Consider the following 25,521-nt stretch of genomic DNA (forward strand, 5'->3'; position numbering starts at 1 on the left):
CGGGAAAGCTGCGAAGCCGACGCGTCAGACCATGGTCCGGGCGATTTTGAATGCCTCGCGGAAATCGTAAAAAACGGGCTCTTCCTGGGTCAGGAGCGAGCGGAGCAAATGCTGTTGCAGCTTGTACTTGTAATCGCCGACCGCCAATGCACCGATGCCGACGGCACCCGGAGAGTTGACTGCATGCTTGAGCGGAGTGCCCAAATCAGTCCGCTTGACGCCCTCGATACCCAATGGCGGAACCGCGTTCACATCCGCCGCAACCTTGAGTTGGTTCGCTTCCGCCAGGGCGCTGGCTTTTAGAACCTGCACTCCGGCCTTGGCCGTGCAGAACACGACATCCGCCTTGTGAAGCAAGTGGGCCTTGTCGGCCTCGGATGCCGCACATGTGCCTTCCAGGCGAGTTTGGAACAGGCGCCCGTAGGTATCGGCCTTTTCCAGTGCATTGTCGAGCGACGCGTGATCGATGATCGTCGTTTCCGCTCCGCACAAAGCGGCAATAACCCCGGTGGCTATGCCCACCGGGCCGGTGCCGCCGAACACCACGGCATTGCACCCTTTCAGCTCCATGCCGTGTTTCTCCTTGAGCTGTTTTTCAGCCACTGCGACCAAAGCCGCCGCCGTGGTAAAACCTCCGCTGGGGTCGGCCAGGACGGAAAACTGGAAGGGCGGCACCATGGCCTTTTGGGTAGCTTCCAACATACTCACGGCCAAACCGATATCGCGTCCGCCGATAAACATGCCCGTTCTTTTTACGCCTTCCGGTCCGCGCGAAAAGATGGCGTCTTGCGTAAGGCCGTTGATTTCCTCGAGCTTTACGTTGTTGAGCGGAATAATCATGTCGAAATCCGCATCGACCGCCATGTTGATATCGAACGGGCTGTTATGGGGCATCGGATCGAGCATGTATAAAACACTGCGTTTGGACATGTGTTGGTTTCTCTACGTCAGTAATAAAGATACTTGGTCTTAGGTAGCTTAGTCGTCATGCATGGATTTCATGACGGCAATACCGCGCTCGACAACCGTTTTCCAGGCTGCGTCGAGTTCGGGATTGAATTTTGGATCGCTTTCGGCGACGGTCGATATCAGGGCAGAAACCCAAAAATCATAAAGATCAGGTTCTATATTAAGTCTGCTTCTTGAATGGGATTCGCCGAGCTGAATCATCTTTTCCGCCGTGACGGGGCTAGGCTCGTGAAAAAACAGAATCAAATGCCTGATGCCGTGATCCAGCAAACGCCTCTGAGCTTCCCAGTCGGCTTTCCGAAATTTTTCCGCAATTCTGGGCGATGTTGCGATAAAGGCATTATAAAAGTCATCTATAAAGGTCCCGGTTAGTCGGCATCGTGTATAGCTTTTGTCCACCATTTCCTTGAGCAATCGATCATTATCGGCATCCGTGATTTTAATGGCTTCGGCGGTATTATTCATTATTATGCTCCTCTTGGCTGATCCAGTTAACTATTGTTTTTATATGGATAATTAAATACCCTCGAACCCGATAATTGTCCCTAGCCATCGGATGGTCGAATAATTAATTACCAACCGGATAATGGCCACTCAGTATGTGGCCATTGAATCCATAGTAAGAAATAGCATATTAATGAATTTCTGCTTTGACGCTTTAAAGCTTCTTTGCGTATTCCCGAGCCACTTCGAAAGCATCGTTATAATCTAGGAAAACCGGCTTATCCGATTGTCGCAACTGAAAGCGCATTATATTCAGCAGTTTGTGCTGGGTTTGGTATTTCACGTTACCGATAGCCAAGGCTCCAACGCCGACGGCGCCGCTACGGGAACCCTCAATTTCCGTGCCCTTGTGGTGAGGGCCGAGACCGGCGATTCCGGACGGCGGAACCGCATTGACATCGGCGGCGACTTTGAGTTGCGGAGCAGAGGCGACCAATTCCGCGCTCAGCACTTCAATTCCGGCTGCGGCGGTAGCAAATACCACATCGGCGGTTTTGATCAGCTCCGGTTTGTTGGCGTCTGCATCGCCTTGAATATCGGTTTGACCGTTACCGAATTCGGCATTGCATAGTTCCGCGATCTTCTGGGCTCTTTCCAGCTGGCGGCCGATGATTTTTACGTTGGCTCCGGCCTTGGCGGCCAACACCGCGGCAATCTGTCCGACCGGACCCGTGCCTCCCAAAGCGAGTACATTCTTGCCCTGCAAGTTGGTTTGATGGCGCTTTTCCAGTTCCCGCTCCACCATGGCGACCATGGCTGCGGCCGTGGTGAAGGCGCCGCTAGGGTCTGCAAACACGGAGATCACGAAGGGCGGAACCATGGACTTCTGAGCGGTGCGGAGCATGTCCATGGCCATCTTTACATCTCTTCCGCCGATGAAAATGCCGGTTCGTTTCACGCCGCTCGGACTTCTGGAGAAAATCGCATCTTGCACGAGGGCGGTGACTTCGCCCAGTTCGATATGGAGGTACGGAATGGCGGAAATCCAGCCGGCGTCCAAAGCCATGTTAACGTCGAACGGGCTGAGGTTCTTTTCCGGGGTGAACATATGCAGGATAAAAGGTTTTTCCACAGATCGCTCCATTTCTAGTTGTTGGTCGGAGTATACGGTTTAGGATTCAGTCGCCGCAATGTATCAAGTCCGGGGCGCATGACCCGCCCAGCATAGCACAGTTCATATCCTGCTAACGCCGCTGAGTTTCAAGGTTTCAACGGATTAGACGGCGTCGCTGGCGCCCAAACGGGGTCTGGCATGCCGCTTTCTTAAATTTTATTGACATGAGAATCGTTCGCATTCACATTACTAATACGGCAGAGAGCGACGAAACCTCATCCTCGGGATGAGGCGATCTGCCGGGCTTACAAAAACAACAAAGGAGCTTTATTTATGCAGCGTGGGTCTTGCCAAATTACCACCGTTATTCTCGCTGGGCTCGCCGCCTTTGCGCTCCCGGCGCTTAGCGAGGAATCCAATCAGGATCTCCAGGGCGAAAAACGGGTTGCCGATGAGGGAGCCGGAGGGCAGGAGGCGGACTCGAATCGGTCTATCGCGGCTTTGGAAACCACCGAGCTCGAAGAAGTGAAAGTTACGGGCGATTGGCTGGGAGCCCCCACGGAAGATTCGGTCAAAACCTATCCCGGCGCCCGCACGGCGATTACCGAACGGGAGCTTCACCAAGCCGGCATGCGTAACGTCGAGGATGCCTTGAGGCTGGTCCCGGGTGTCCGCGTACAGGATGAAAGCGGGACCGGTATTCTGCCGAATATCGGTGTGCGCGGCCTAGATCCCCGGCGCAGCCAGCGCACGCTGGTACTGGTCGACGGCATACCCATCGCGCTGGCACCTTACGGGCAGACCGGACTGTCGATGTTTCCCCTGACCATGCAAACGGTGGAGAGCATCGACGTAGCGCGGGGCGGGGTGGCGGTGCGCTACGGGCCCAACAACGTCGGCGGTGTCATCAACTTCGTCAGCAAGCCGATCCCGGAAACATTCAGTACCACGCTGAAGGAAGCGCTGACGATCTCCAGCGAAACCGGAAACGTTCTCACCGACAGCTATTTTCGGGTCGGCGGATTTGTGAACGACAGGCTGGGCTTGCAGTTCCAGGCGAACACCGTGTTAGGCGATTCCTTTCGGTCCCATTCCGACACCGAAGTCGAGAACCTGATCGCGGACGCCAATTGGTTCCTCACGGACAACGCTTCTATCAAAGCCCGTTTGCAATACTACAACACCGACACGGAACTGCCCGGAGGCTTGTCGCCCGAGGCCTATCGTGACGACCGCTTCCAGTCGCAGCGGCCGTTTGATAAGTTCCAGGGCCACACCGTGCGAGGGCACCTGATCTATAACCAAAATTTCGATTTTTTCGGCGCGCCGGCCGAATTCAATTGGAGCAACTTCGCCCATACCAGCGACCGCGAGTTTACCGTCGGCTGCCTATTGAACAGCACCGCGACTTCGTGCAGTCTCGATCCGTCCAGGGTGTCCAACGGCGTGCAAACCAGTCCGCGCACGTTCACCGCCTATGGTACCGAGCCTCGATTGACCGTGGGGGCGACTACCGGTTGGCTGGATCACAAGTTCACCCTGGGCGGACGTTACGTCAGCGAGGAGGTCGATCAAGCGGTGGATCGGCGCCGTCTGAGCACCGGTCGAGTCAATCGTGCCCAGGATTTCCAATTTACCACTGATGCCGTCGCGCTATACGCCAGCGATACGCTAAGCGTCTGGAACCAACGTCTGAGCGCCACGCCGGGGCTGCGCGTGGAGTGGATTGATCAAACCAGCCACAACCGGCTTAACGGAACCGAGGCCGGCAGCCGAAACGACGAGCTTCTGCCGGGCCTTGATGTGGGGTTTCATCTTTGGCCCGACAAGGTTTTCCTGTTCGGCAACCTGCACAAATCCTTGCAGCCGGTTCAGTTCACCCAAATTACCCTCGAGGGTGATACGGGGGTGGAAGAAGCCTGGAACTACGAAGCGGGCATGCGTTTAACGCCGCTGCCGGAGCTTTCGGCCGCTTTCACCTTTTTCCAATTCGATTTCGAAAACCAGATCGTCGCCGTCGTGGAGAACGGCACCACGAAATTCCGCAATCTCGGCAAAACCCGTCACCAGGGTTACGAAACGGAATTAGGCTGGACCCCCTCGCTTCTGCCGGGGCTGGATCTCAAGGCGGGCTACACCTACGTGGATACGGAGCAGCTCAACAACGTGTTCAGCGGAGCCACCCAGGTCGCCTTCAAAGGCAACCGGGTGCCCTTCAGTTCCACGCATCAATTCACCCTGCAGGGCAACTACCGAATCGGTACCTACAACTTCAACGTGAATGGCTTGTATCTCAGTTCCGCCTTCACCGATGCCGCCAACACCGAGCGGGAGGACGCCACGGGCAGCCGGGGCGAGATTCCGTCCTATTGGGTCTGGAACGCTCAGGTGACGAAGGATTTCCGTATCGACGGGACTAACCTTCGGGCTGGGCTGGCAGCCAATAACCTGTTCAACGAGAACTACTACTTCCGTGGCGTGGACACCAGCCTTGGCCGAGTGCCGGGGCCAGGGCGCTCCGTCATGCTCAGCCTGCAGCTCGATCTTTAATTTTTTGGAAAAAAGGGAACATCCATGTCTGAATTGATTCTGCTAGCCCATGTCCCAACGGACTCGGTGAACGAAGGCTTTTTACCTGCGGCACGCGCCTTGGGTCTACCGGTCGTGCTTCTGACCGACCAAGCCGAAGCGCATCGGCAGCATTTCGGAGGAGGCGAGCTGCCGGCCTATCCGGATGCCGTGGTCGCCTGCGATGTCTTCAATCCCATCGCCGTGATCGAGGCGATCACGCGGCGCGGAAAAAAACCGGCGGCGATCTTTTCCAATAGCGACCATTTACAGACCAGCACCGCGATCGCGGCGGAATATTTCGGCCTGCCCGGCAAAGACTGGCGGGTCGCTTATCGGGCCAAGAACAAGGCGGAGATGCGGTGCGCTCTGAGATTGAAAGGCATCGATCCGCTTTGGCATGCCGTGGTATGGGACGAGGAAGGTTTGGCACGCCGCATGTCCGACGCCCCTTTCCCGTGCGTGGCCAAGCCGCGCGACGGGGTGGCGAGCCTCGAGGTCGGTCTGGTGCGGAATGCGAGCGAGCTGGAACGGCACTGCCGAGCGCTCTGGAAATCTCAGCCCGGCCAGGCCATCCTGCTCGAAGAATACATCGAGGGCCCTCTTTATACCCTTGAAACGCTGGGCGATGGACAGAACCTGAACGTGCTCGGCGGATTCCGCGTACGTCTCTCGCCGCCGCCCCATTTCATCGAGCTGGAAGCCTGCTGGAACGAAAGCCGCTCCATTCCTTGGCTACGGGAAGTCTGCGATCAGATCCGCGGCTTCGGCATCGGCTTCGGTGCCTGCCATACGGAATTCGTCGCCACGCCCGAGGGTCCGCGCCTGATCGAGATCAACTACCGTTGCATCGGCGATCGGCGCGATTTTCTGCTTCAGGAGATTCTCGGTATCTCGCTCTTCGAGATCGTGCTGCGTCTGCATCTGGGGGAAGCTCTGCCGACTCTGGAACCGACCGCCCGGAGCGCGGAGATCCGCTATTTTCCGGCGGGACAGGAGGGCCGGCTGATAAGCGCGCCGCAGGATTTCACTCGGCGAGAGGAGGGCGTTCATCTCGCTTTCCGGCCTTTGCGCCGAACCGGCGATGCCGTCACATTGAGCCATTCGAACAAGGACTATCTCGGAGTTCTCAGCGGTGTCGGTCCCAAGGCCGAGCTGATACGGCGAACGATGGATCGGGCGGCCGCTTCCCTGGTTTGGGAGTTCCAATAATGAGCGCGGCACCGCAAACGCTGGCGCCGTCTTCCCTGGCCGACTACATCTGCCGCCGGGTCGTGGATGCCCTGCTGCGGGAGAACCTCCGGGAGATTGTCAGCCGAGGCCGGCTGGTCGGCTCCGGCCCCACTCCGTTTTCCTCCTTACCGGAAGGCGGACGGCCGAAGCAATGGCTGGTCGCGGACCATCTCGGGGATGGCAGCTTATGGATTCCGGTGCGCCGCGAGGGTCTTCTTCAGGAGTTGACCTTGGACGAATTGCCCCTTATTCGGCGGCGAGACGGACGGCATGAAAGATTGTCCGACATCGCCGACATCCTGGCATGTTTCCGTCAAGGTCTGGATGAGGAGGCCTCCGCGCTGTTCGCCGATTTCGAAACGGAATGCCGTGCGGCGATCGAGCACGGCGTCTTGTGCGAAGCGGAGCGGAAGCGCTATTTCGCCGAGCTGCGCGCGGCACCGCGCACACCGGCGGATAGCCTCTACTGGCCGGAGCGTCAGCTCTATTACGAGCGCCTCGCTTCCTTTCTGGATCACCCCTTTTATCCGACGGCGCGGGCCAAGCTGGGGTTCGAAGCGGCCGATCTCTCGGCTTACGGACCTGAATTTCAGCGTCCGTTCCCGTTGCGCTGGCTGGCGGTCGCCAAGGATCTCTGCCAAGAAACCTCGTTTCCCGGCAGGGAAATCTGGTGGCCTTCTTTCGAGGAGGTGGGATTGGCATCCCGTCTCGAGGCCGACTACGCGCTGCTGCCGGTCCATCCGTTCCTGTGGAACCGGCGGCTGGACGGTCTGCTGGACGAGCATGGGCTTCGTTCGAAAGTCATCGCCGCTCCGGAAAGCCGCGTTTCGGTGTTGCCGACCCTCTCGGTGCGCACCGTGGTCGTGCGCGAAGAGCCCGATACCCACATCAAGCTGCCCCTTACCATCCGCACCCTGGGCGGCAAAAACATCCGCACCATCAAGCCCAGCACCATCGCCGACGGACACACGGTGCAGACGCTGCTCGGCCGCATCGCCGAACGGGAGCCTTGGCTGTCCGGCCTGCTTTTATTGACCGACGAAAGCCGCGGCGCCCATGTCGATCATCTGCCGTTCCTCGGCTACATTCTCCGCCGTTATCCCGCGGGACTGGAGCACGCCACCTTGCTGCCGGTCGCGGGTTTGGCGGCCGCGACGCCCGACGGACGGCTGGTGGCCGAAGAAGTGGCGGAGCGCTTTTTCGACGGTCGTCTGGAAGATTTTCTGAACGCGTATTGGGATCTTACCTTGCGCGTGCATCTATTGCTGTGGCTGCGTTACGGTATAGCCCTCGAATCCAACCAGCAGAATTCGATCCTGGTAATAAGCCGAGAGGCCCCAAGGCTCCGGATTTTGCTCAAGGACAACGATGCCCCGCGTATTCACGGCGACATGCTGAAAAGGCGTTGGCCCGAACTCGGGAAATTCGTCGAGCGTCTTCAGGACCGCCGCATCGTGGTCGACGAGGAGCTGGCGCTGGCACAGATGTTTCTGACCATCACTCTTCAGCTCAACGTCGCCGCCCCGCTGGAAGGGCTGACCGCCACCGGGCGATGGACCGCCGGCGAGCTCTATGTGGGGGTGCGCGGCAAGCTGGAAGCTATCCTGACCGAGCTGGAGGGGCAGGGGGAAGACGCCCGCCTGGCCCGCCGGGTTCTATTGGAAGACGACCGGCACTACCTCAAATATCTGCTTACCGCCGCAAGCCTGCAAACCAGGCAAGCGACCGGCGCTGCCGACGTCAACAAGTTCTACGGGAAAACCGCCCCCAATTTTCTCCGGGATCCGTCATGACGCCGCTTCAGCGCCGTACGGTGACCGCGGTGCTCGCCTGTCACTTCGTGTCCGCCTTCGCCGCCCTGGGGCTGCCGCCCTTTTTCGCGGTGATCCTCGGCAAGTCGTTCCACAGTGAGGAGACTTACCTCGTGGGCGGGCTTTACATCGTGCCCGCCCTGTTTGCGGCGCTCGCCGGTCCCTGGTGGGGGGCGCTGGCCGACCGCGTCGGCAAGAAAATCTCCCTGCTGCGCGCCCAGTTGGGTCTCTCGGCAAGTTTCCTGCTCGCCGGCCTCAGCGATAACCCTTGGACATTCTTCGTGGCGCTCATCCTGCAAGGCGTGTTGGGCGGCACCTTCGCCGCCTCCAATGCTTACCTTGCGACCGTGGTCAGCGGCAATCAGCTGAGCCGCTGCCTGACCTGGACGCAAGGCTCGGCGCGCGCCGCCCTGGCGGGCGCTCCGGCGGTGTTCGGGCCGTTCATGGCGTGGGATTCGCCGGTTCGGATCTATTGCTATCTGGCCCTGCTGCCGCTCTCGGCGGCGCTGCTCTTGTGGCGGCTTCCGGACGGCTCGACTGCAGCTTCCGCCAGGACGAAGGACACATCGGGCTCCATGCCCGGCGACGGTGCGCTATTCCGGCTTTGCGCCTTGCAGTTCGCCCTGATCTTCGCCACGGTGGTGACCTTTCCCTATTTCATCCCATTTGCCCAAGCGTCGTTTTCCGATCTGACCGCCACGCTCGCCGGGCTGTTGTTCGGTCTGCCCCACTTCGTCTACCTGCTGAGCGCCGCTCCCATGAGCCGCCGGCTCGATTCGGTTCGTCCGGAAAGGACGCTGATGCCGGGGTTTATTCTCCTGGCCGTCTCCCTGATCGGGCAGGCGCTGGCCCCGACGCCGGCCCTTTTGGGACTCGGGCGGCTCTTGATGGGGCTGGCCATGACCGCCTGTTTCATCGCCCTGCACAGCCTGATGGCCCGTGCGGCTCATCACCGCACAGCCGGCCGAACCTTCGGTCGCCTGGACAGCAGCTCCAAATGGGCTGGAGTGGCCGCCGGTCTCTCCGCCGGCCTCGTCGCTCAATCCTTGAATTTGCATGCCCCGTTTTTGCTCGGCGCGGCGGTGGTCGCCGTCGCCGCCTTTTGCTCGACAGGCCGGGCCTGCTCCCCGTTAACCAGCGGCAATACCTAAAGGAGATGATCATGTCGCAAAGAGCTCTGCAAAGCGTCTATCGCATCCTGTCCGCCGAAGATCAGGCCGGACGGCGCTGCATGGAAAATCTGCTGAACTGTTATTGTCGAGAAGTCGCGGGACCGTCCGGACAGATCGGCATCGGACCCCTGTTCGGCCAAAGCGATTGGCCGCTGGCCTTGCGCGCCGCCTTGCACCGTACCGGAGGGCAGGTGATGCACGTCCTTTTGTCCTCGATCGGAAGCCGCCTGCTCGTGGTCGTCGATGCGCCGTCGCCTACCGGCAATTACCGCTACCGCTCCCAACCCTATTACAAATTGCCGGGAAGACCCTGGACGCTCCTCGATTGGACAATGCTCTCGAGTTTGCTGCTCAGGGAAATGGCCTTGCGGCATGCATTGCCTTTCAATGCCGAGCTGATGGAGCAGATCCGGGATAGCGTCGCCGTCACGGCAACGATTCTCGCGAAATCTCAGCCCGAGGCGTTTTCGGCCGAACCGCTGGCAGCCTACCTGGAATCCGAACAATCCTTGACCTTCGGTCACGCCTTCCATCCCGCGCCCAAGAGCCGCCAAGGCTTTTCGCCGGAGGATCTGCAGCGTTATTCGCCGGAGCTTGGGACCTCGTTTCCGCTGTACTACTTCGCCGTACGCCGCGAGCATTTGGTCCAGGAGTCGCTGCTCTCCGAATCCGCGGAAGAATTGATACGGCTCCGGGCGCCTGCCGAGTCGAGGACCGACGACGATTTCGCCGTGGTGCCCGTCCATCCCTGGCAGGCGCGCTACCTGTTCGATCATCCCTTGGTGCGGGCAGCGCTTCGAGAGGATCGGCTGCGCGACCTTGGAATAGGAGGGCCGGCCTATTTTCCGACTTCTTCGATCCGCACGCTGTTCCATCCCGAAAACCCCTACTTCTACAAGCTGTCGCTGAACGTCCGCATCACCAATTGCGTGCGCAAGAATGCTCATTACGAGTTGGAGGGAGCCCTTGCCGTGACTCGAATCATGCGGCAATACCTGCCCGCCATTCGGGGGCTCTTTCCGGAATTCAGGGTGCTCGAAGAGCCGGCTTTTCTTTCGCTGGATCTTCACGGCTCGGATAGGCAGGAGAACCGGGCCGTGACCGAAGGCTTCGGACTGATCCTGCGGGAGGGGCTAGACCGCTTGGCGGAAGGGGAAACGCCGCTTTTGGCGGGAGCCCTGTTCGGCAACCGTTCCTTGGGCCGAGTGCGGCTCATGGCAACAGTGAATCGCCTGGCCGAACGCGAAGGTCTGTCCCTAGCTGCCGCCGCGGAAAGCTGGTTCGATGCTTATGTCGAACATCTCCTCTATCCCGTTTTCCACTGTTTCTTTAGCTTTGGGCTCGTCTTCGAACCGCATCTGCAAAACGTCTTGGCCGGCATCCGGGGCGGGAGGCCCTGCCGCGTGTGGCTGCGCGATTTCGAAGGGGTCAAGCTGGTGCGGGAACGGCGGGTTTTTCAGGAACTGGAGGGAGTCAGCGAGCGGGCGCGGCAGGCGCTTTTCTATTCCGAAGAGCAAGGGTGGAACCGGATCGCCTATTGCCTGTTCGTCAACAATTTCTGCGAAGCCATCGCACAGCTAGGCGAAATGGGGCCTAGCCTGGAAAGGCGGCTGTGGACCGTATTGCGCCATCATCTTCGCGAGTATCAGTGGCGCTACGGCGATCTTCGCTCCGCCGGGCGCATCAACGCCCTTCTGGCGGGCCAGCCGCTGCCGGCCAAGGCCAACTTCATCAACCGTTTTCTCAAGCGTCCCGATCGCGACGCAGGTTATGTGCCGCTTCCGCATCTCTTGGCCCAAGCCGGGGAGCCGTAGGATGGCGATCAACCACGACCGGGTCGTCGCCGCCGTCCGGCGCTTCACGTATCAAGCCGACGAACCCTGCTGCGCTTATGTCTACGACTTGGAGGCGTTGCGCCGCCATGTCGCTCATCTGGTGTCCTCGCTTCCCTCGTGTTGCGAGCTGTTCTATGCCGTCAAAGCCAATTCGGATTTGCCGATCCTGGAGACACTGGCGCCTTGGGTTGCGGGCTTCGAAGTGGCTTCGGGCGGCGAATTCGCTCTCGTGCGTGAACACTTCCGGGAAATCCCTGTGATCTTCGGGGGACCCGGCAAGCTGGATTCGGAACTCGCCGCCGCCCTGAGCGGCAAAGTGGAACTGCTGCATGTCGAGAGCCTGTGGGAGCTCGAACGGCTGGCTTGGCTGGCGCGCGAGGCGGGGCAACCCGCCTCGGTGCTGCTGCGCCTCAATCTACCCTTGGACGAAGTGCCGGCGACCTCCCTCGCCATGGGCGGCCGCGCCACCCAATTCGGCATCGAGGCCGGCCGGCTGTCCGAGTGCCTGGCCTGGCTGGACCTTCATCCCGAGATCCGTCTCCGCGGTTTCCATTTTCATCTGTTGTCCCACCAATTGGACGCGGAAGCCCATTTGCGTCTGCTCGCGGCCTATTTCTATCAGGTGCGGCAGTGGCAGGAAGAACACCGATTGGACATCCGGCACCTCAACGTCGGGGGCGGTATCGGCATCAATTATCGGGAGCCGGATAGACAATTCGATTGGACCGCCTTCAGCACCGGCCTTGCGCGCCTGGTTCAAGACAAGGAGATGGAGCGCTACCGCATCCGTTTCGAGTTGGGCCGCTACGTCAGCGGATTCTGCGGCAATTACGTCATGCAGGTGATCGATATCAAGCCATGCCTCGGCCGCTACTTCGTGGTCGGGCGGGGCGGGACCCATCACTTCCGGACGCCTTATGCCCACGGGCACAGTCATCCCTTTTTCGTGCTGCCCGTGGAGCGCTGGCCGTATCCGTTTGCGCGTCCCGAGATCAGGGACGCCAAAATCACGGTGGTGGGGCAGCTGTGCACGCCCAAGGACGTGCTCGCCACCGATGCTGCCGTGTCGCACGTCCGCGTCGGCGACTTGCTGATCTTTCCCTATGCGGGGGCCTACGCCTGGCATATCTCCCATCATGACTTTCTGCGTCACCCCCATCCGGCCCACATTTATCTGCCCTTAGAGGAAAATCACCATGCTGCAAACCAATAGGCTCAAGCAGGCCTTGAGAGGAGGCGAGACGGTATTCGGTCTGTTGAACTCGATCCCATCGCCGCTCCTGGCGGAGATGCTCGGATACGCCGGATACGATTTCGTCATCCTCGATCTGGAACACGTTTCCACCAATCCGGAAACGCTGGAAAACATGGTGCGGGCGACCGAGTGCGCCGGCATCACGCCGCTGGTGCGGGTGCCCGGCATCGCGGCGGACGTCATCCTGCGCGTTCTCGACTGTGGCGCGCAAGGCATCGTCGTGCCCCATGTGAAAAATGCGGCGGAGGCCGAGGCTATCGTCAAGGCCAGCCGCTATCACCCTTTGGGGACGCGCGGCATCAGCGGCGGACGAACGACCGGATTCGGCCGCCTGGATCTGCCGACTTATTTCGAGTGCGCCAACGCCGAGATTCTGGTCGCGGTCATGATCGAGGACCGCGAGGGCGTGGAGCGGATCGACGACATCCTCTCCATGCCCGGCATAGACTTGGTGCTCGAAGGCGCCGTCGATCTTTCCCAATCTTACGGCGTGCCCGGCCAGCCCCAGCATCCATCGGTACAGGCGGCCATCGAGCGCATCGCCGAATCCTGCCGAAGTCATGGCGTCGCCTTCTGCGCGGTTCCCCGTCTGCCGGGGCAGCGTGAATACTGGAGCGAGCGCGGCGTCCGCGCCTTCCTGCTGGGCGATGATCGCGGCGTCGCCTTTCGAGCGCTCAAAGCGCATTTGCAAGGCTTCAGAGCGTAATCCCACGAAAGGTGCAGAATGATTCGATGGCTGTTCAAGACCCATGTTTACCTGGGGACGGCTTTGGCGCTGCCGTTGATGATCATTGCCGCAACCGGCATCCTGCTGGGCTTCTACGACGAGCTTCGCTACGCGGAGTCGCCGTATCGCCTGAACCGGGCGGTCGAAGCGGGTTTGCCCCCTGCTGTCCTGGAGCAGCGCATCGCGGCCGATTATCCGGACTATCGGCTGGAGGTGCTCTATTTGCCTACGGCTCCGGAGCGCGCCGCCCGGGCCAAACTGGTCGGGCCGGACCGGCGTCTGGCCTTCATCCATCCCGGAACCGGTCAAACCTTGGCCATGCGCGATGCCGCCGAACAGGACGGGCTGGATTTTCTTTACGCCCTGCATCGCGGCAAGCCCTTGGGACTGACCGGGCAAATCCTTGCCAGCGCCGCCGGGGTTTTGGTTCCCATCCTCTGGGGTGTCGGCCTCCTGCTCCGGCAACGGCGCCCGACCTATCGTACCGGGAGGTGGGACTCGCTCACGATCCGGGGCCTGCATCGGGGACTGGGTTTGATCGTAGGTGGTTTCCTCGCCGTGCTGGCCGTTATGGGAAGCCTTCTCAATTTTGCCGGGCCCTTGAAACAATGGCTGGACCCGCCGCCCCGGCTTGCCGGCAGCGAGCCGACGGTGACGACGAAAACTCTTGCCCGCCACGTGTCCAGCGCCACCAGCGCCTATCCCGCGGCGCCGCTGGAGCGGATCTATTTCCCGGCGGACGGAAGCACGCCTTGGCAGTTCCGGTTTCGTGACGGCGGCTGGGCTTATCTCGATGCCGGCGGCCGGGTGCTCAAGATCGCCACGCCTTTTTCTCACTGGACCCATCTTTTGTATCCGCTCCACAGCGGTCGGCTGTGGGGAACGTACGGTCCCAAATTCACGGCCTTGTTCGGGATGGTACTGCTCGGATTGAGCGGGAGTGGACTCTATCTGTACTGCCGACGGCGCAGAGCAAATGAGCGTTCCACTCAAAACGGACAATTCGGGGCTCGTCGCGGCATATTTAAATGGTGAAAATATGATTGAGAATGATTATTATTAAAGTCGCATAGGAACTGCAATTACTGCCGTAAACGATTCCTCCGAGAAAAATTCATGAATGGCCAAACCATCTGCATGCACCCGATAGGCTTCCTTGCGCTTCCGTTGGTGGTGATGATCGCGACCGCCGCTTTCGCCCAGACCCGTCAGTACTTTATTGCTGCCGAAGACGGTATCTGGGATTTCGCGCCGTCAGGGAAAAATCTGGTCCACTGTCATCCCGATGCTGCGCCCTGCGAGATACCGGAGCCATGGACCAACAGTCACAGCTTTCCGGTCACCCGGTTCATCCAGTATCGGGACGCCGGCTTCAAAAGTCCGGTGCCGCAGCCGGAGTGGCTGGGCATCCTGGGACCGATCATCCGCGCGGAAGTCGGAGACACGATCAACGTCCGCTTTTGCAACCGCACTCAGGGAGCCGCCGGCATGCACCCCCACGGCCTGCGCTATACCAAGGATCAGGAAGGGGCCCATTACTTCGGAGCGAATTCCGGCGCCGAGCCCGGCAGCGGGGCCGAAGTCATGCCGGGTCAGTGCTTCGACTACACCTGGATTGCGGACGGAGACAGTGGCCCGGCGGGCGGCGAACTCAGCTCCAAGGTCTGGTGGTATCACTCCCATATCGGCGAACCCACGGATACCAACAAGGGGCTGTTGGGTCCAATCATCGTCACCCGCAAGGGCGAGGCCCGCCGCGACGGCCGCCCGAAAGACGTCGATCAGGAGTTCGTGACCGCTTACTTTATCTTCGACAAACTCGGTGGGGAGGAGCCGGGCCTGATGCACAGCATCAACGGGTACGTCTTCGGCAACCTGAAAGGATTGACGATGCGCGACGGCGAAAAGGTGCGCTGGCACTTGCTCGGGATGGGCAATGAGGTGGACCTGCACACGCCGCACTGGCACGGAAAGACCGTCACGATCGGCCGCCGCTCGGCCGCGCAACGGACGGATGTCGTTCAATTGCTCCCGGCCGGCATGGTGACCGCCGACATGAAAGCCGACAACCCCGGTGAATGGCTATTCCACTGCCATGTGGCGGATCACATCGATGCCGGCATGTTCGCCACATATCAGATTCTGCCAAAGGGCAACGAGTGAACTCTTCGTCAGATGACTGCCGACTGGCGTCGTACTGCCAGCGCGGCATAGACCGCTGCAAGACGGGCGATGGGAATGCGGAGGGGGATGAGGACACGGAATCCAGTCCGGTGTCGTCGGCAAAACCGGATGGAGGTGGAATGGCCGCCCTGTTCGCCGCGGCGGATGCCGATCACGAGCTGCGGGTTGATCTTTCGGCTCCATTCCACCGCCGTTTGCATCAACGTGCCGACGCCGGTCGCACGATCGGCTTCAGCTTGGCATCATCGCGTTATCGGTTTTTCGCTATATCGAAGTCAGGCGCGAAAACTGACCGGCGAGAGCGATCACGGCACGGTCGTCAGCTTTCCGGAGACGCGGCGGATGTCGCCTCGACAATCTTTTTGAGCTTCCATTCGCGGTGTTTGTTCATGATGTCGACGACTTCCAGGGGATCGTCAGTAATCGAGATTTGGGTCAAATCGGCTTTGTCGACCAGTTGATTGGCGAGGACCGTGTTATTGATCCAATCGATCAGTCCTTTCCAATAATCCGAACCGAACAAAATCAAAGGCACGGGATGGATTTTGTGCGTTTGCATCAGAGTGAGCGCTTCGAACAGTTCGTCCAGGGTATTGAATCCGCCGGGAAAGCAGACATAGCCCATGGAATGTTTCACGAACATGAGTTTACGCACGAAAAAGTAGCGAAATTCCAGCCTGAGGTTTTGATAAGAATTCGATTTCTCTTCGCCGGCGATGTTGAGTCCGATCGAGCGCGCTTTCTTGAGACGGGCGCCTTTATTGGCGGCTTCCATGATACCCAGTCCGCCGCCGCTGATGATCGCGTAGCCGTGGCTCGCGAGAACCTCGGCCACGGTTTGTGCGGCCTGATAGTACGGGCTGCTCGGCTTGATCCGGGTGGAGCCGAAAATCGATACGGCAAAGCGAATATCGGAAAGCTTGTCGAAGCCTTCGGTGAACTCGCTGATGATTCTGAACATGCGCCACGATTCGCTGCCTTTGAGATCTTCGATCATAAACCTGTCCTGGGATTGAAAAGGATGGGGCTTTAGAAGTATGGCAGCGAATGGCGAAATTTCACCGACATCCCATTGCAGGCATAAGCCGGGATTTTCGTGCAAGTGCTTGTCGCGATGGAACGTTTCGGTCCGAGCGAAGGCCGAATGCGGAGGCTTTTTCCGTTGATTAGCGGCGCATCCGGCCAAAGCCCTCAGACCGTGATCAGAAGGCGTACGGAATCCAAGCGCAAATGCGCTCCTTGGATGCAATTGTTCATCTCGATGGCGTTCTCCTTGAGCTGATCCAGCTCTTCCTGGCGCACGTTCGGATTGACCCGCCGCAGGGCTGCAAGGCGCTTGAGTTCGGTCGTCATCGTATCGAGCATTCTTTTTGCACTTTCGCCGATGACGCCGGGCATTTGCGCTCGCGCCTTCTTTTCGGCATTCTGGATTAACCGATTGATGAGCTTTTGTCGGCTTTTAACCAATCCCAGCGCGTGCTCGCGATCGAACTGCTGGGGCTGTTCGGCAAGACTTTCGAAGGGTAGGGCACTGAGATCGTTGCCGTCCTGGTCGAACAGGAAACGCAGCACCGTGGGCGGAAAGAATCGGCCGATCTGCAAGCGTTTCGGTGCGGTGCATTCGACCAGATAGACGGTTTCGAGCAGCAGTTGCCCGGCCTCCAGTTCGGGGTTCCGGACCAGACTCAGCGCGGCGTTGCCGTGCTCGCTGTTGAGGATGAGGTCCATGGCGCCCCGAACCATCGGGTGCTCCCAAGTCAGGAACAGCATGTCCTCTCGCGCCAGACCGATACTCCGGTCCAGCGTGACCGTCACGCCGTCTTCGGGCAATTCCGGGAACTGGGTGCGCATGTGCTCGCCGGGCCTGAGGATGTGGCAATGATCCGAATGTTCCTCGACGGCAACCCCGTAAGCGTCGAACACATCTTCCAAATAAGGCCAGAGATCGTTTTCGCGATCCGTCTCTTCGATGAGCCGGACCAGCCGCTCCGCGGCGTCCCTGCGGCACGAGTTCAGTTCCAGAAGCCGATCACGGCCCTGATGCAATTCCTCCTGGATCGCATCGGCCAGCTTCCGAGCCCGCTCGACCAGTTTCATTTCGCCTTCGGGATCGGGCGCCTGCAACAAGGCGGTAAGCTGTCCTCCGAGTCGGCCGAACACGGGAAGTCCCGCCGGGCTGGGCTGGCTGAACGCATTCAGTCCCTCGTTATACCAGCGGAACAAGATGCTTTGAGCACTGCGCTCGAAATACGCGACGTGTATGCGAATGGTTTCGGACTGCCCGATGCGGTCGAGACGGCCGATTCGCTGCTCCAGCAGATCGGGGTTGAGCGGCAAATCGAACATCACCAGATGATGGGCGAATTGAAAATTTCGTCCTTCGCTGCCGATTTCCGAGCATACCAGCGCCTGAGCGCCGTTCTCGGTATCGGCGAACCACGCCGCTGCCCGGTCGCGGGCGACGATGCTCATCTGCTCGTGGAAAACCGCCGCGCGCACGCCCCGGACTCGAAGCGCGTCCTCCAAATCGGTCGCGGTTTTGGCTTTTGCGCAAATTACCAGCACCTTGGCCGACTTGAGATTCTTTATGGTTTCGACCAGCCACTCCACCCGGCTGTCCAGACGCCACCACTCGGCGTCATCCTTGCGACACCGGGCGTACAGGGTTTCCGGGTGCAGAAGGTCCTCGATCTGGGGTTGAGTCTCGGTCAGCAGCCGGCTGTAGGCCTCGGGCAGCGGCAGGGGATGAGCGATCAGCTCCCGCCCGGGAAAACCCTTGACCGTGGCCCGGGTATTGCGGAACAGGACCCGGCCCGTGCCGTGGCGGTCCAGAAGGAGCTGAATCAGCTCGCTGCGCGCATTCTCCGTGCGTTCCGGATCGTCCAGCCGGTCCAGTAAATCGTCCGCCAAATCCTGCGAGATGAGGGATTTCAGTTGGCTCAGGGTCTCCCGGTCGAGCTCCGGATCGTCCAGCAGATGGTTGATCACGTCGGCCAGCGATTCGTACTGCATTTCCTCGAACTGGAACCGGTCGTAGCTGTAGAAGCGGTCGGGGTCGAGCAGGCGCAAGCGGGCGAAATGGCTGCGCTTGCCGAGCTGCTCCGGTGTCGCCGTCAAAAGCAGGAGGCTCGGCACCGATCGGCCCAATTGCTCGACAAACTGATATTCCGGACTGGCTTTCTGTTCCGACCATTGCAGGTGGTGCGCCTCGTCGACCACGCACATGTCCCACCCGGCGGTGAGCGCGGCTTCCTGGCGTTCTTCGTCGTCCATGAAGAAATCGAGGCTGCACAGTACCAGTTGTTCGCTTAGAAAGGGATTGCCGTCTTCGACTTGCCAGAAACGTTCCTCGTCGAACAGGGCGAAGCGCAAATTGAAGCGCCTCAGCATCTCCACCAGCCATTGATGCAGCAAGGGCTCCGGCACGATGATAAGGATGCGCTCGGCGCGTCCGGTCAATAGCTGATGGTGGATGATCAATCCCGCTTCGATGGTTTTGCCGAGCCCGACCTCGTCGGCCAGCAATACGCGCGGAGCTTGGCGATGAGCGACTTCGTGGGCGATGTATATCTGGTGCGGAATGATGCTGGTGCGCCCGCCGAACAAGCCCCGCACCGGAGACTGCTCGAGTTGGCCGATTCTTCGCAGCGTTTCATAGCGCAATCGAAACAGCCCGGAAGGGTCGAGTTGGCCGGTGAAAAGCCGATCCTGAGGCTTGTTGAACTGCATGAAATGGTTGAGATCGACTTCGTCCAGGGTTCGCGAAGTGCCGTCCTCGGCCACGCCTTCGTACGTGATCAGGCCATTTTTTTCCCGTACTTCCGTAACCTTGAGTTTCCAGCCGTCCGCGCTTTCGATGGAATCGCCCTTGGAAAATCTCACCCGCGTCAACGGCGAGTTGTCGACCGCATAAGTGCGGCGTTCGCTGCTGGCGATAAAGAGCAGAGTCACACGGTTGTTTTCGACGTTCAACACAATGCCCAAGCCCAGCTCGGGCTCGGTCTCGCTAATCCAGCGCTGTCCAGGGACGAAAGTCGGCAACGTTATTTCTCCTCAAGGCGTAACACGGAATCACAATTATAGGATTGTAACAGGGCGGTCCGAATTGCCGGTTACGGCTCCTGCCTCCAATATGAGCGGGAACGGGTGCCCAAGTTTCCGACAAGTTTCGGAGTTTGACGACGGCGACCCGAAGCGGCCGTGAGCGAGTGACCGAAGGTCGTTCTGGCCGCGGCGGACGCTTTTTCGGAGATCGTGAACGGAAATAGCGTGAAGGGCGGGGCTTTTGTTGTTCGATTCGGATGTTCTTACCGAGAGGGCAGGCGGCCGGCCCCTCCTACTCGCCTTGCTGGGCATCGCTTGGCGCGGCTTCGTCCGACCGTTGTCGAGGCTTGCGAACGACGGAAAAGTGCGACCTGGCGACGGCCCTGCTATCGCCGGCGCGCACTCTATGTTCGACCGTGTAGGTGCCGGACTTCATATACGAAGGGACGGTCAGTTCATTCGTGGCCGTGTTGGTACCGGTTCTGGCCAGCTTGAAATCGGAGCCTTCCTGGCCGATTTGCCTGCCGCCCGCTTTCAGCACCCAGCCGAGTTCGACTTCCGCATCTCGGGTGCCGGCGGGAAGCGTCAACTCATACGTCGTGATGAATTCCACCCGTTCGCCGGGGCTGACCTGATGTGGAGCCGACCTGGCGCTTTCGATCTTGACCGCTGTTTTATCCGCTACCGGAGCCGGTTGTTCGGCTGCTCCTGCATTCGTCGCCTGAGCACCCTCCGCCGTGGTCTCTTTTGCTTGGGCGGCCTGGGCTTTGCGCGAAATCAGTTGTCGCCTGAGGGTTTGCACCTCTTCGGTATCGCCCAGCGTCGCCGCGGCTTGATCGATATAGACTTGCGCCTTATCCCATTCTTCTCGATTGAGGGCTCGCCATGCGCGTCCGACGGTTCTGCCGGCGGCTTGCTTGCGCCGGTCGCTTTCCTCCGCGTCGGATATCTCGGCATCACCCTGTGCTTCAGGGGTTTTTGGAGCACTCGGCGATTGAGCGGCTTGCTTGTGATCGGGAGAAATCGCCGCAGTCTGCTCGGCGGACTTTTGTTCGGCACTGGCTTTGGAGCGCCCCTTTTCGGCTTCGGCTCTGCGGGTGTCGAGCTCTTGGCGCAAGCTTTCGGCTTCCGGCAGAACAATGGCGACTTCGTCGATACGCGTCTGCGCAAGCTTCCAGTCCCGGCGGTCCATGGCTTCGCGGGCCGGCTGGGCGAACCGATCGACGATTTCTTGGATGCCTTGCTTGGCCTGCGGCTGGTTGGGATCTAACGCGAGCACCGAGCGATATTTGGCGAGGGCATTGTTGTCTTTGGGGCTGATGAGGCGGCCCGCCCTGATGTCCTCGCCGGCCCGAGCCAATAGCTCGAACAGCGCGTCGATCTCAGCCGCGTGCTGCTCGGAGCCCGCTTGGGCACCGGCATTTTTTTCGACAGTCGATTCCTCGGGCGGCGAAGGCGGAGTGGCCGGAGCGATCTTTTGCGGCGCGCTTTCCGCAAATTGATCAATACCGGCCGGATCGTTTTCGCGAACGGTTTGCTCGGCGTCCGACGATGCGGTTGCTTGCTCGTGCTCCGAGAATAGGCCGCGACTCAGCCAAACGAGTCCGGCGGCGACGATCAGCACGATTGCCGAGATGGCCGGAATGCGCGAGCGAGCGGCATCGGATGTCGGCCGGCGCGCCGGCGCATCGGCCGGGTTGGCGGCCACGGTTTCGGCTTTCACCTCCGGCTGCTTAGGCGCAGGCGCATCTTCGACGGGAAGCTCCGGCGCCAGGGAAAATTCCCGCCGCCATGCGGCGATACTCTGCGGGCGCTTAGGCGGATTCAAGCTCAGGGCGTGGTCGACTGCGCGAAGCAAGCCTTCGCTGTAGCGAGGTCCGCCGACCTGTTTGGCGGAAACGAAAATTTCTTTCGAGGCCAAGATGATGCTTTGGCTGCGTTCGAGCGCATCGGGCGGGGCAATGCCCGCGATGCTCCGATAGAGCGTCGCACCAAGGCCGTAGATATCGGTCCATGGCCCCAGCTGATCGCCTTTCCCATAGTACTGTTCAATGGCGGCGTAGCCGGGGGAAAGCATGCTGGGGAGGGCCTGTGTTTTTTCTCCCAGCGACTGACGCGCAGACCCGAAGTCCAGCAGCACGGGACTCCCGTCCTTCCGGAGCAAGATATTGGCCGGCGTGATGTCGCAATGGATAAAGCCGGCGTTATGTATTTTCTCCAGGCCATTCAGGATAGGGATCAAGAACCTGAGGAGTTCGCCTTGCTCCAGGGTCCTGCGGCGCTCGAGGACGGCGTGCAGGCTTTCGCCCTCCTCGTAGCTCATCACCATGTAGGCGGAATTATTGGCGACGAAAACGTTGAGCACCCGGACGATGTTGGGATGCTCCACCTTCGCCAGCATGCGCGCCTCGTTGATGAAAAGCTCCAGTCCCGCGAGATACTGCTCGCCGCAATCCTCCGTTGCCGGCCGGATCAAAGCGGCGCCGTCTCGAACGGCAAGCTTTACCGGGAGATATTCTTTGATGGCAACGTGACGCTCAAGAATGGAGTCGTGGGCGAGATAGGTGATTCCGAAGTTGCCCTGACCCAGAACTTGTTCTATGGAAAACCACTGCAGGCGATAGCCTGGATTGAGTGCATTCTGGCGCATATTCTGTGGCATAGCAGTGCAGATGAAAGCGGGGCTAAGCGGCTTCTTGCGAGGCGTGAGACGAGGATGGCGGGCGAGTAAATCGAGTAGCCCCCGGAATCGTCGGGTTTTACATTGTGCCGATTGGAAAAAGATAAGGCAACCCGGAATGGCGAAAAGTCAAGTATGGCGTGGCGTACAGTCCGTTATCCGTTGTATCTCTAACGCCGGCGAGTAGGGCGCAATAGCGGTCCCGCGTATTGCGCCGCATGAAGCGATGATTGGAAAAGCCATCGTAAATCCGATGTTCCCACGGTCTGCTATTGTTCCCTGGGTTATTGGCTTTTCGGATGATGAATCCCGATGCCTGATTATCGACGTTATCGTGTACCCGGTGGAACCTATTTCCTCACCGTCAATCTGCTCGAACGTTACCCGAATGATTGGCTCGTCCGGCACATCGACCTGCTTCGATCTGTGATACGGGCGGTTCGAATCAAATGGCCATTCCATATCGACGCCTGGGTAGTCTTGCCGGATCACCTGCACGGCGTGTGGACGCTGCCACCCGGCGATGACGATTTCACCAATCGATGGCGATTGATCAAACAAGGCTTCTCCAAAGCCTTGCCATCGACCGAACGGCGCTCAAAGGTTCGCGTTGCCCGTGGCGAACGTGGGATATGGCAACGCCGGTTTTGGGAACACGCCATCCGCGACGAGGAGGATTATTCGGCTCATGTGGATTATTGCCACATCAATCCGGTGAAACACGGTTATGTCCAATGCGTGTCGGAGTGGCCGTATTCGACGTTTCACCGGTACGTCGAACGAGGTGTGTATCCGTTAAATTGGGCGGGTGGGGTGGAATCCGATATCGATGTGGGCGAGCGGGTTTGAAACCCATTCGGCGCATTACGCTAAATCTCATGCAGCATACACAAGCTGGGGGTTAGAAACCCCCGGTTACCCGATTGGGCGTCACATCAGTCAGCCACGCGCACATACGTTACATCCGCGTTCTCGTAAGGCCGCACTCGGGCGTGATATTCGTAGTCACTGCGGGAGGGCTCCTCTTCTCGATTTTCAGCCCCGTTCATGAAGTCCTCAAGATGGAACTGGAAATGCCAAAGACCGCTGGTTGCGATCGTCTGAACGTAGATCGACATTATTGGCTTAACGCCTATTTCGCCAAGAATATCTCGCGCACAGATCCCCTCGAAGAATACGAGACGAAAGTACTTCTGGAGTCGCTCGATATCGTCTCTTAAGAATTCGAGCGCCAGCCGACCGACGAAGGAACCACCTCGTCCCGCTTCGACATAGCTGTCCGCACTCACTCGGAATCCGTTTAGGTCACGTGCCAGATGCATGGTGGCCGTAGATTTTCCCGAACAACTGGCACCATCAATCACGACAACGCCGGTTGCAGAAGCCGTCCTAGCAGCGACTACCTGATGCAGATCGTTGTAAGTATCACAGCGCATTCAGTGATGCCCAACGTTTGAGTTGAGGGGCGCGGAGACAGCAAGCGAAGCTTGCTGGCGGAGCGTCCCTCTCGAGCGAAGTGTTAGGCATCTCGTCTGACCCACTCATCTACAGTAGTGAACATGTAGTTACCTACCGGGGCATACCGTGGATCGTTATGAACGAATGGGTTAGTGCCAATCCACTCGACAACGACAGACGATGATTCAAGTACCGGCTCGGCAAAGGGCTTTGTCGGCAAGGGATTGCCGACCTACGTTCTTCCCGCCCTACACAAATCCGTACACCGGGATGAAAAACGCTCTAGTAAGGCGGAATAGCCTACCCGCGTATTCCAATCGCAAACGGTCGCTTCGGGAGCGCCGAAGCGACCCTTCCAATCGCAAACGGGCATCCAGGGAGCGCCTGGATGCCCGTTCCGCCGAATGATTCACTTCCAATCCAGCTTGTCGCTCCAGGTCAGGTTGTCGTCGACCCAATAGCCGAAAATCCTTTTGTCGTCGCCGGGGGCGGGTTTGAGGTCGAGGACGAACAGGGCGCGGCCGACGCTGCGGCGGCGGTAGCTGGGTTTGGTTCTTCTCAGGAGCTTGAGGAGCCAATGTCCGGCGTTCTTTTCCACGACCTGGTCGCGCCAGGTGCCGAAATTGATGTAGGTATAGTTTCGGCCCTTGTCGACATCCGGTTCTTCTTCCAGGGGATTATGGGTGTGGCCTTCGCCGTGGATGTGGAATCCGTAGATTCGATTTTCGGGCAGGAAAGCCGGGAATTTCTTCATCTCTTCGAAAGTGACCGCCTCTTCCCGGTGGTGGCTGCGGAACCAGGCGAGTATTTTCATGAACCATTCGATCGCCTTGAGTTCGAGCGTGCGGTGCAGCTTGCTCGCGACACCTAGCCACCAGCGCAGAAATTTCAGGCCGATGCGCCGTTTCCGGGGGGAGCTTTCATAGGTGAAGTCCCAGCTCAGCCACTCGGATACCGAGTCTTGCAGGAGCTTTTCTATGGTGTCGGCGAGGTCGGGCCGCTCCTTGAGCTTCCGGGTTTCTTCGATGATGCGTGAAACCGCCGCATAGCTCGGCCGGTAAAGATCGAGTTCGTCGAGGACTTGTTCCAAACGGGTCACCCCGAGGCTTTTCGCTTCCGCCCGTGCTATGCGTTTCCTGTCCTCCTCGGCCAAGGCTTGCTTCGCTTTCCAGATGAACCCGGACAGAACGCCCGCCGCGACCGTATCGCCGAAGCAGGGATCGGTGAACGGCCGATAGCGGAGTTGCCGCCAGGTCTCGATCTGCCAGCCGTTCTCGATGGACCATTCCGGAAGGGCGCGGCAATTGTCCCCATCGCGCCACTGGCCGTGGGTGACGAACAGGCGGAAGCCGAGGTCCGCATAGTAGAACGGAAACCAAGGGGCGCTGTCGGGACTCTTGAACAGGTTTTCGTCGCCGTACATCCGTCCGACCTTCAGTCGATAGTCTGCCGGAATGTCTTTCAGCGTCCAGCCCAGGCATTCTTCGTAAAAGAGCTTGAGCGCTTCGGGCGCGGACAGGATTTCCTTGTCGTGATTGCCGAGCAGCACCAGGACGTCGACCTTTTTGACGCCTTTGGCCGTGAGCGCGGCCGGCAATTCCTGGAGCATTCGGAAAAACTTGCAATGCCCGCCGGCATGCCCGTCGTGCTGGTCGACGATGCCCTGCATGATCGTTTTCACGATGTCGGGAAAGTCCGGATGATCGCGTTCCCAGGGGTAGACTCCTCGCTCCGCCCAGTGCTTGGTGCGGATCATGTCCACCACGTCGCCATCCAGGACGAACACCAGTTCCTCGATTCCTCGGTCTTCGCACAGGAGAGTGATCTCACCGAAGAAATCGTCCCAGTCGTCGCGGCTTTGCACGCCCACCGTGCCGTCGGTGAAATGCACGTCGCTGATGCAGACGCACAGGCGGTTCGGCCTGGTCGGGTCGCTGATATCGATTTCGTGAAAGAATTCGAGCGCTTCGGATTGGCTCATGATCGGTCCTCCGGGGTTTGTTGTTATTCGTTTTCAGTCCCTGAGG

19 protein-coding genes are annotated in these 25,521 nt (G+C 59.5%); 10 read left to right on the forward strand and 9 right to left on the reverse strand.

Annotated features, from left to right (window positions below; all coding sequences use genetic code 11):
• Positions 1-24: 24 nt before the first annotated feature.
• From JOD69_RS07245 to JOD69_RS07255, 3 genes are all read right to left on the reverse strand, one after another.
• Positions 25-930: an NAD(P)-dependent methylenetetrahydromethanopterin dehydrogenase gene (locus tag JOD69_RS07245; protein WP_077730402.1), complete on the reverse strand. Its 906-nt coding sequence runs from the start codon at positions 928-930 to the stop codon at positions 25-27.
• 48 nt (positions 931-978) lie between these two features.
• Positions 979-1,434 carry a globin gene (locus JOD69_RS07250; RefSeq protein WP_210023824.1) on the reverse strand — a complete coding sequence of 152 codons (456 nt, stop codon included), beginning with the start codon at positions 1,432-1,434 and terminating at the stop codon, positions 979-981.
• A gap of 193 nt (positions 1,435-1,627) precedes the next feature.
• Complete coding sequence (locus JOD69_RS07255; RefSeq protein ID WP_077730404.1) at positions 1,628-2,545, reverse strand: NADP-dependent methylenetetrahydromethanopterin/methylenetetrahydrofolate dehydrogenase; 918 nt, start codon at positions 2,543-2,545, stop codon at positions 1,628-1,630.
• A gap of 315 nt (positions 2,546-2,860) precedes the next feature.
• Here JOD69_RS07255 and JOD69_RS07260 point away from each other — a divergent pair, with 315 nt between their 5' ends.
• The 9 genes from JOD69_RS07260 (at position 2,861) to JOD69_RS07300 (ending at position 15,291) form a co-directional block, all read left to right on the forward strand.
• Positions 2,861-5,077: a TonB-dependent siderophore receptor gene (locus tag JOD69_RS07260; RefSeq protein ID WP_210023825.1), complete on the forward strand. Its 2,217-nt coding sequence runs from the start codon at positions 2,861-2,863 to the stop codon at positions 5,075-5,077.
• Positions 5,078-5,101: 24 nt separating this feature from the next.
• The gene (locus tag JOD69_RS07265; RefSeq protein ID WP_210023826.1) at positions 5,102-6,307 is read left to right on the forward strand and encodes a hypothetical protein; all 1,206 of its coding nucleotides are present in this window, start codon (positions 5,102-5,104) and stop codon (positions 6,305-6,307) included.
• Positions 6,307-8,121: an IucA/IucC family protein gene (locus tag JOD69_RS07270; RefSeq protein WP_210023827.1), complete on the forward strand. Its 1,815-nt coding sequence runs from the start codon at positions 6,307-6,309 to the stop codon at positions 8,119-8,121. Before JOD69_RS07265 ends, JOD69_RS07270 begins: the two co-directional genes overlap by 1 nt.
• Positions 8,118-9,290 carry an MFS transporter gene (locus JOD69_RS07275; RefSeq protein WP_210023828.1) on the forward strand — a complete coding sequence of 391 codons (1,173 nt, stop codon included), beginning with the start codon at positions 8,118-8,120 and terminating at the stop codon, positions 9,288-9,290. Before JOD69_RS07270 ends, JOD69_RS07275 begins: the two co-directional genes overlap by 4 nt.
• Positions 9,291-9,301: 11 nt before the next feature.
• The gene (locus JOD69_RS07280) at positions 9,302-11,125 is read left to right on the forward strand and encodes an IucA/IucC family protein (protein WP_210023829.1); all 1,824 of its coding nucleotides are present in this window, start codon (positions 9,302-9,304) and stop codon (positions 11,123-11,125) included.
• Position 11,126: 1 nt separating this feature from the next.
• Positions 11,127-12,359 carry a type III PLP-dependent enzyme gene (locus JOD69_RS07285; RefSeq protein WP_210023830.1) on the forward strand — a complete coding sequence of 411 codons (1,233 nt, stop codon included), beginning with the start codon at positions 11,127-11,129 and terminating at the stop codon, positions 12,357-12,359.
• A complete protein-coding gene (locus tag JOD69_RS07290) occupies positions 12,343-13,107 on the forward strand; it encodes an aldolase/citrate lyase family protein (RefSeq protein ID WP_133716728.1) in 765 nt (254 codons plus the stop codon). The genes JOD69_RS07285 and JOD69_RS07290 overlap by 17 nt, the downstream gene beginning before the upstream one ends.
• 18 nt (positions 13,108-13,125) lie before the next feature.
• Positions 13,126-14,163 carry a PepSY-associated TM helix domain-containing protein gene (locus tag JOD69_RS07295; RefSeq protein ID WP_133716729.1) on the forward strand — a complete coding sequence of 346 codons (1,038 nt, stop codon included), beginning with the start codon at positions 13,126-13,128 and terminating at the stop codon, positions 14,161-14,163.
• Between the two features lie 81 nt (positions 14,164-14,244).
• Entirely contained in the window at positions 14,245-15,291 is a 1,047-nt protein-coding gene (locus tag JOD69_RS07300) for a multicopper oxidase domain-containing protein (protein ID WP_245245497.1), read from the forward strand.
• A gap of 8 nt (positions 15,292-15,299) precedes the next feature.
• On the opposite strand, the gene JOD69_RS07305 is transcribed toward JOD69_RS07300, so the two are convergent.
• From JOD69_RS07305 to JOD69_RS07320, 4 genes are all read right to left on the reverse strand, one after another.
• Positions 15,300-15,512 (reverse strand): hypothetical protein, encoded by a 213-nt coding sequence (locus JOD69_RS07305; RefSeq protein ID WP_086134964.1) that lies wholly within the window; start codon positions 15,510-15,512, stop codon positions 15,300-15,302.
• A gap of 119 nt (positions 15,513-15,631) precedes the next feature.
• Positions 15,632-16,309, reverse strand: a complete 678-nt coding sequence (locus tag JOD69_RS07310; RefSeq protein WP_077730405.1) for a TIGR00730 family Rossman fold protein — start codon at positions 16,307-16,309, stop codon at positions 15,632-15,634.
• A gap of 194 nt (positions 16,310-16,503) precedes the next feature.
• Positions 16,504-19,353, reverse strand: coding sequence for an RNA polymerase-associated protein RapA (gene rapA / locus JOD69_RS07315; RefSeq protein WP_210023831.1), 2,850 nt, complete (start codon positions 19,351-19,353; stop codon positions 16,504-16,506).
• 295 nt (positions 19,354-19,648) lie between these two features.
• On the reverse strand, positions 19,649-22,018 hold the full coding sequence (locus JOD69_RS07320) for a serine/threonine-protein kinase (protein ID WP_210023832.1): 2,370 nt from the start codon (positions 22,016-22,018) through the stop codon (positions 19,649-19,651).
• 330 nt (positions 22,019-22,348) lie between these two features.
• On the opposite strand from JOD69_RS07320, the gene JOD69_RS07325 reads away from it, so the two are divergent.
• On the forward strand, positions 22,349-22,885 hold the full coding sequence (locus tag JOD69_RS07325; RefSeq protein ID WP_210023833.1) for a transposase: 537 nt from the start codon (positions 22,349-22,351) through the stop codon (positions 22,883-22,885).
• Between the two features lie 86 nt (positions 22,886-22,971).
• Here JOD69_RS07325 and JOD69_RS07330 read toward each other — a convergent pair whose 3' ends face one another.
• Together JOD69_RS07330 and JOD69_RS07335 are read right to left on the reverse strand one after the other, a co-directional pair.
• Positions 22,972-23,472, reverse strand: a complete 501-nt coding sequence (locus JOD69_RS07330) for a hypothetical protein (RefSeq protein WP_139841133.1) — start codon at positions 23,470-23,472, stop codon at positions 22,972-22,974.
• Between the two features lie 431 nt (positions 23,473-23,903).
• Positions 23,904-25,475 (reverse strand): metallophosphoesterase, encoded by a 1,572-nt coding sequence (locus JOD69_RS07335; RefSeq protein WP_210023834.1) that lies wholly within the window; start codon positions 25,473-25,475, stop codon positions 23,904-23,906.
• Positions 25,476-25,521 lie beyond the last annotated feature (46 nt).

Source organism: Methylocaldum sp. RMAD-M, assembly GCF_017832375.1.
In the GTDB taxonomy this organism is placed as follows: Bacteria; Pseudomonadota; Gammaproteobacteria; order Methylococcales; family Methylococcaceae; genus Methylocaldum.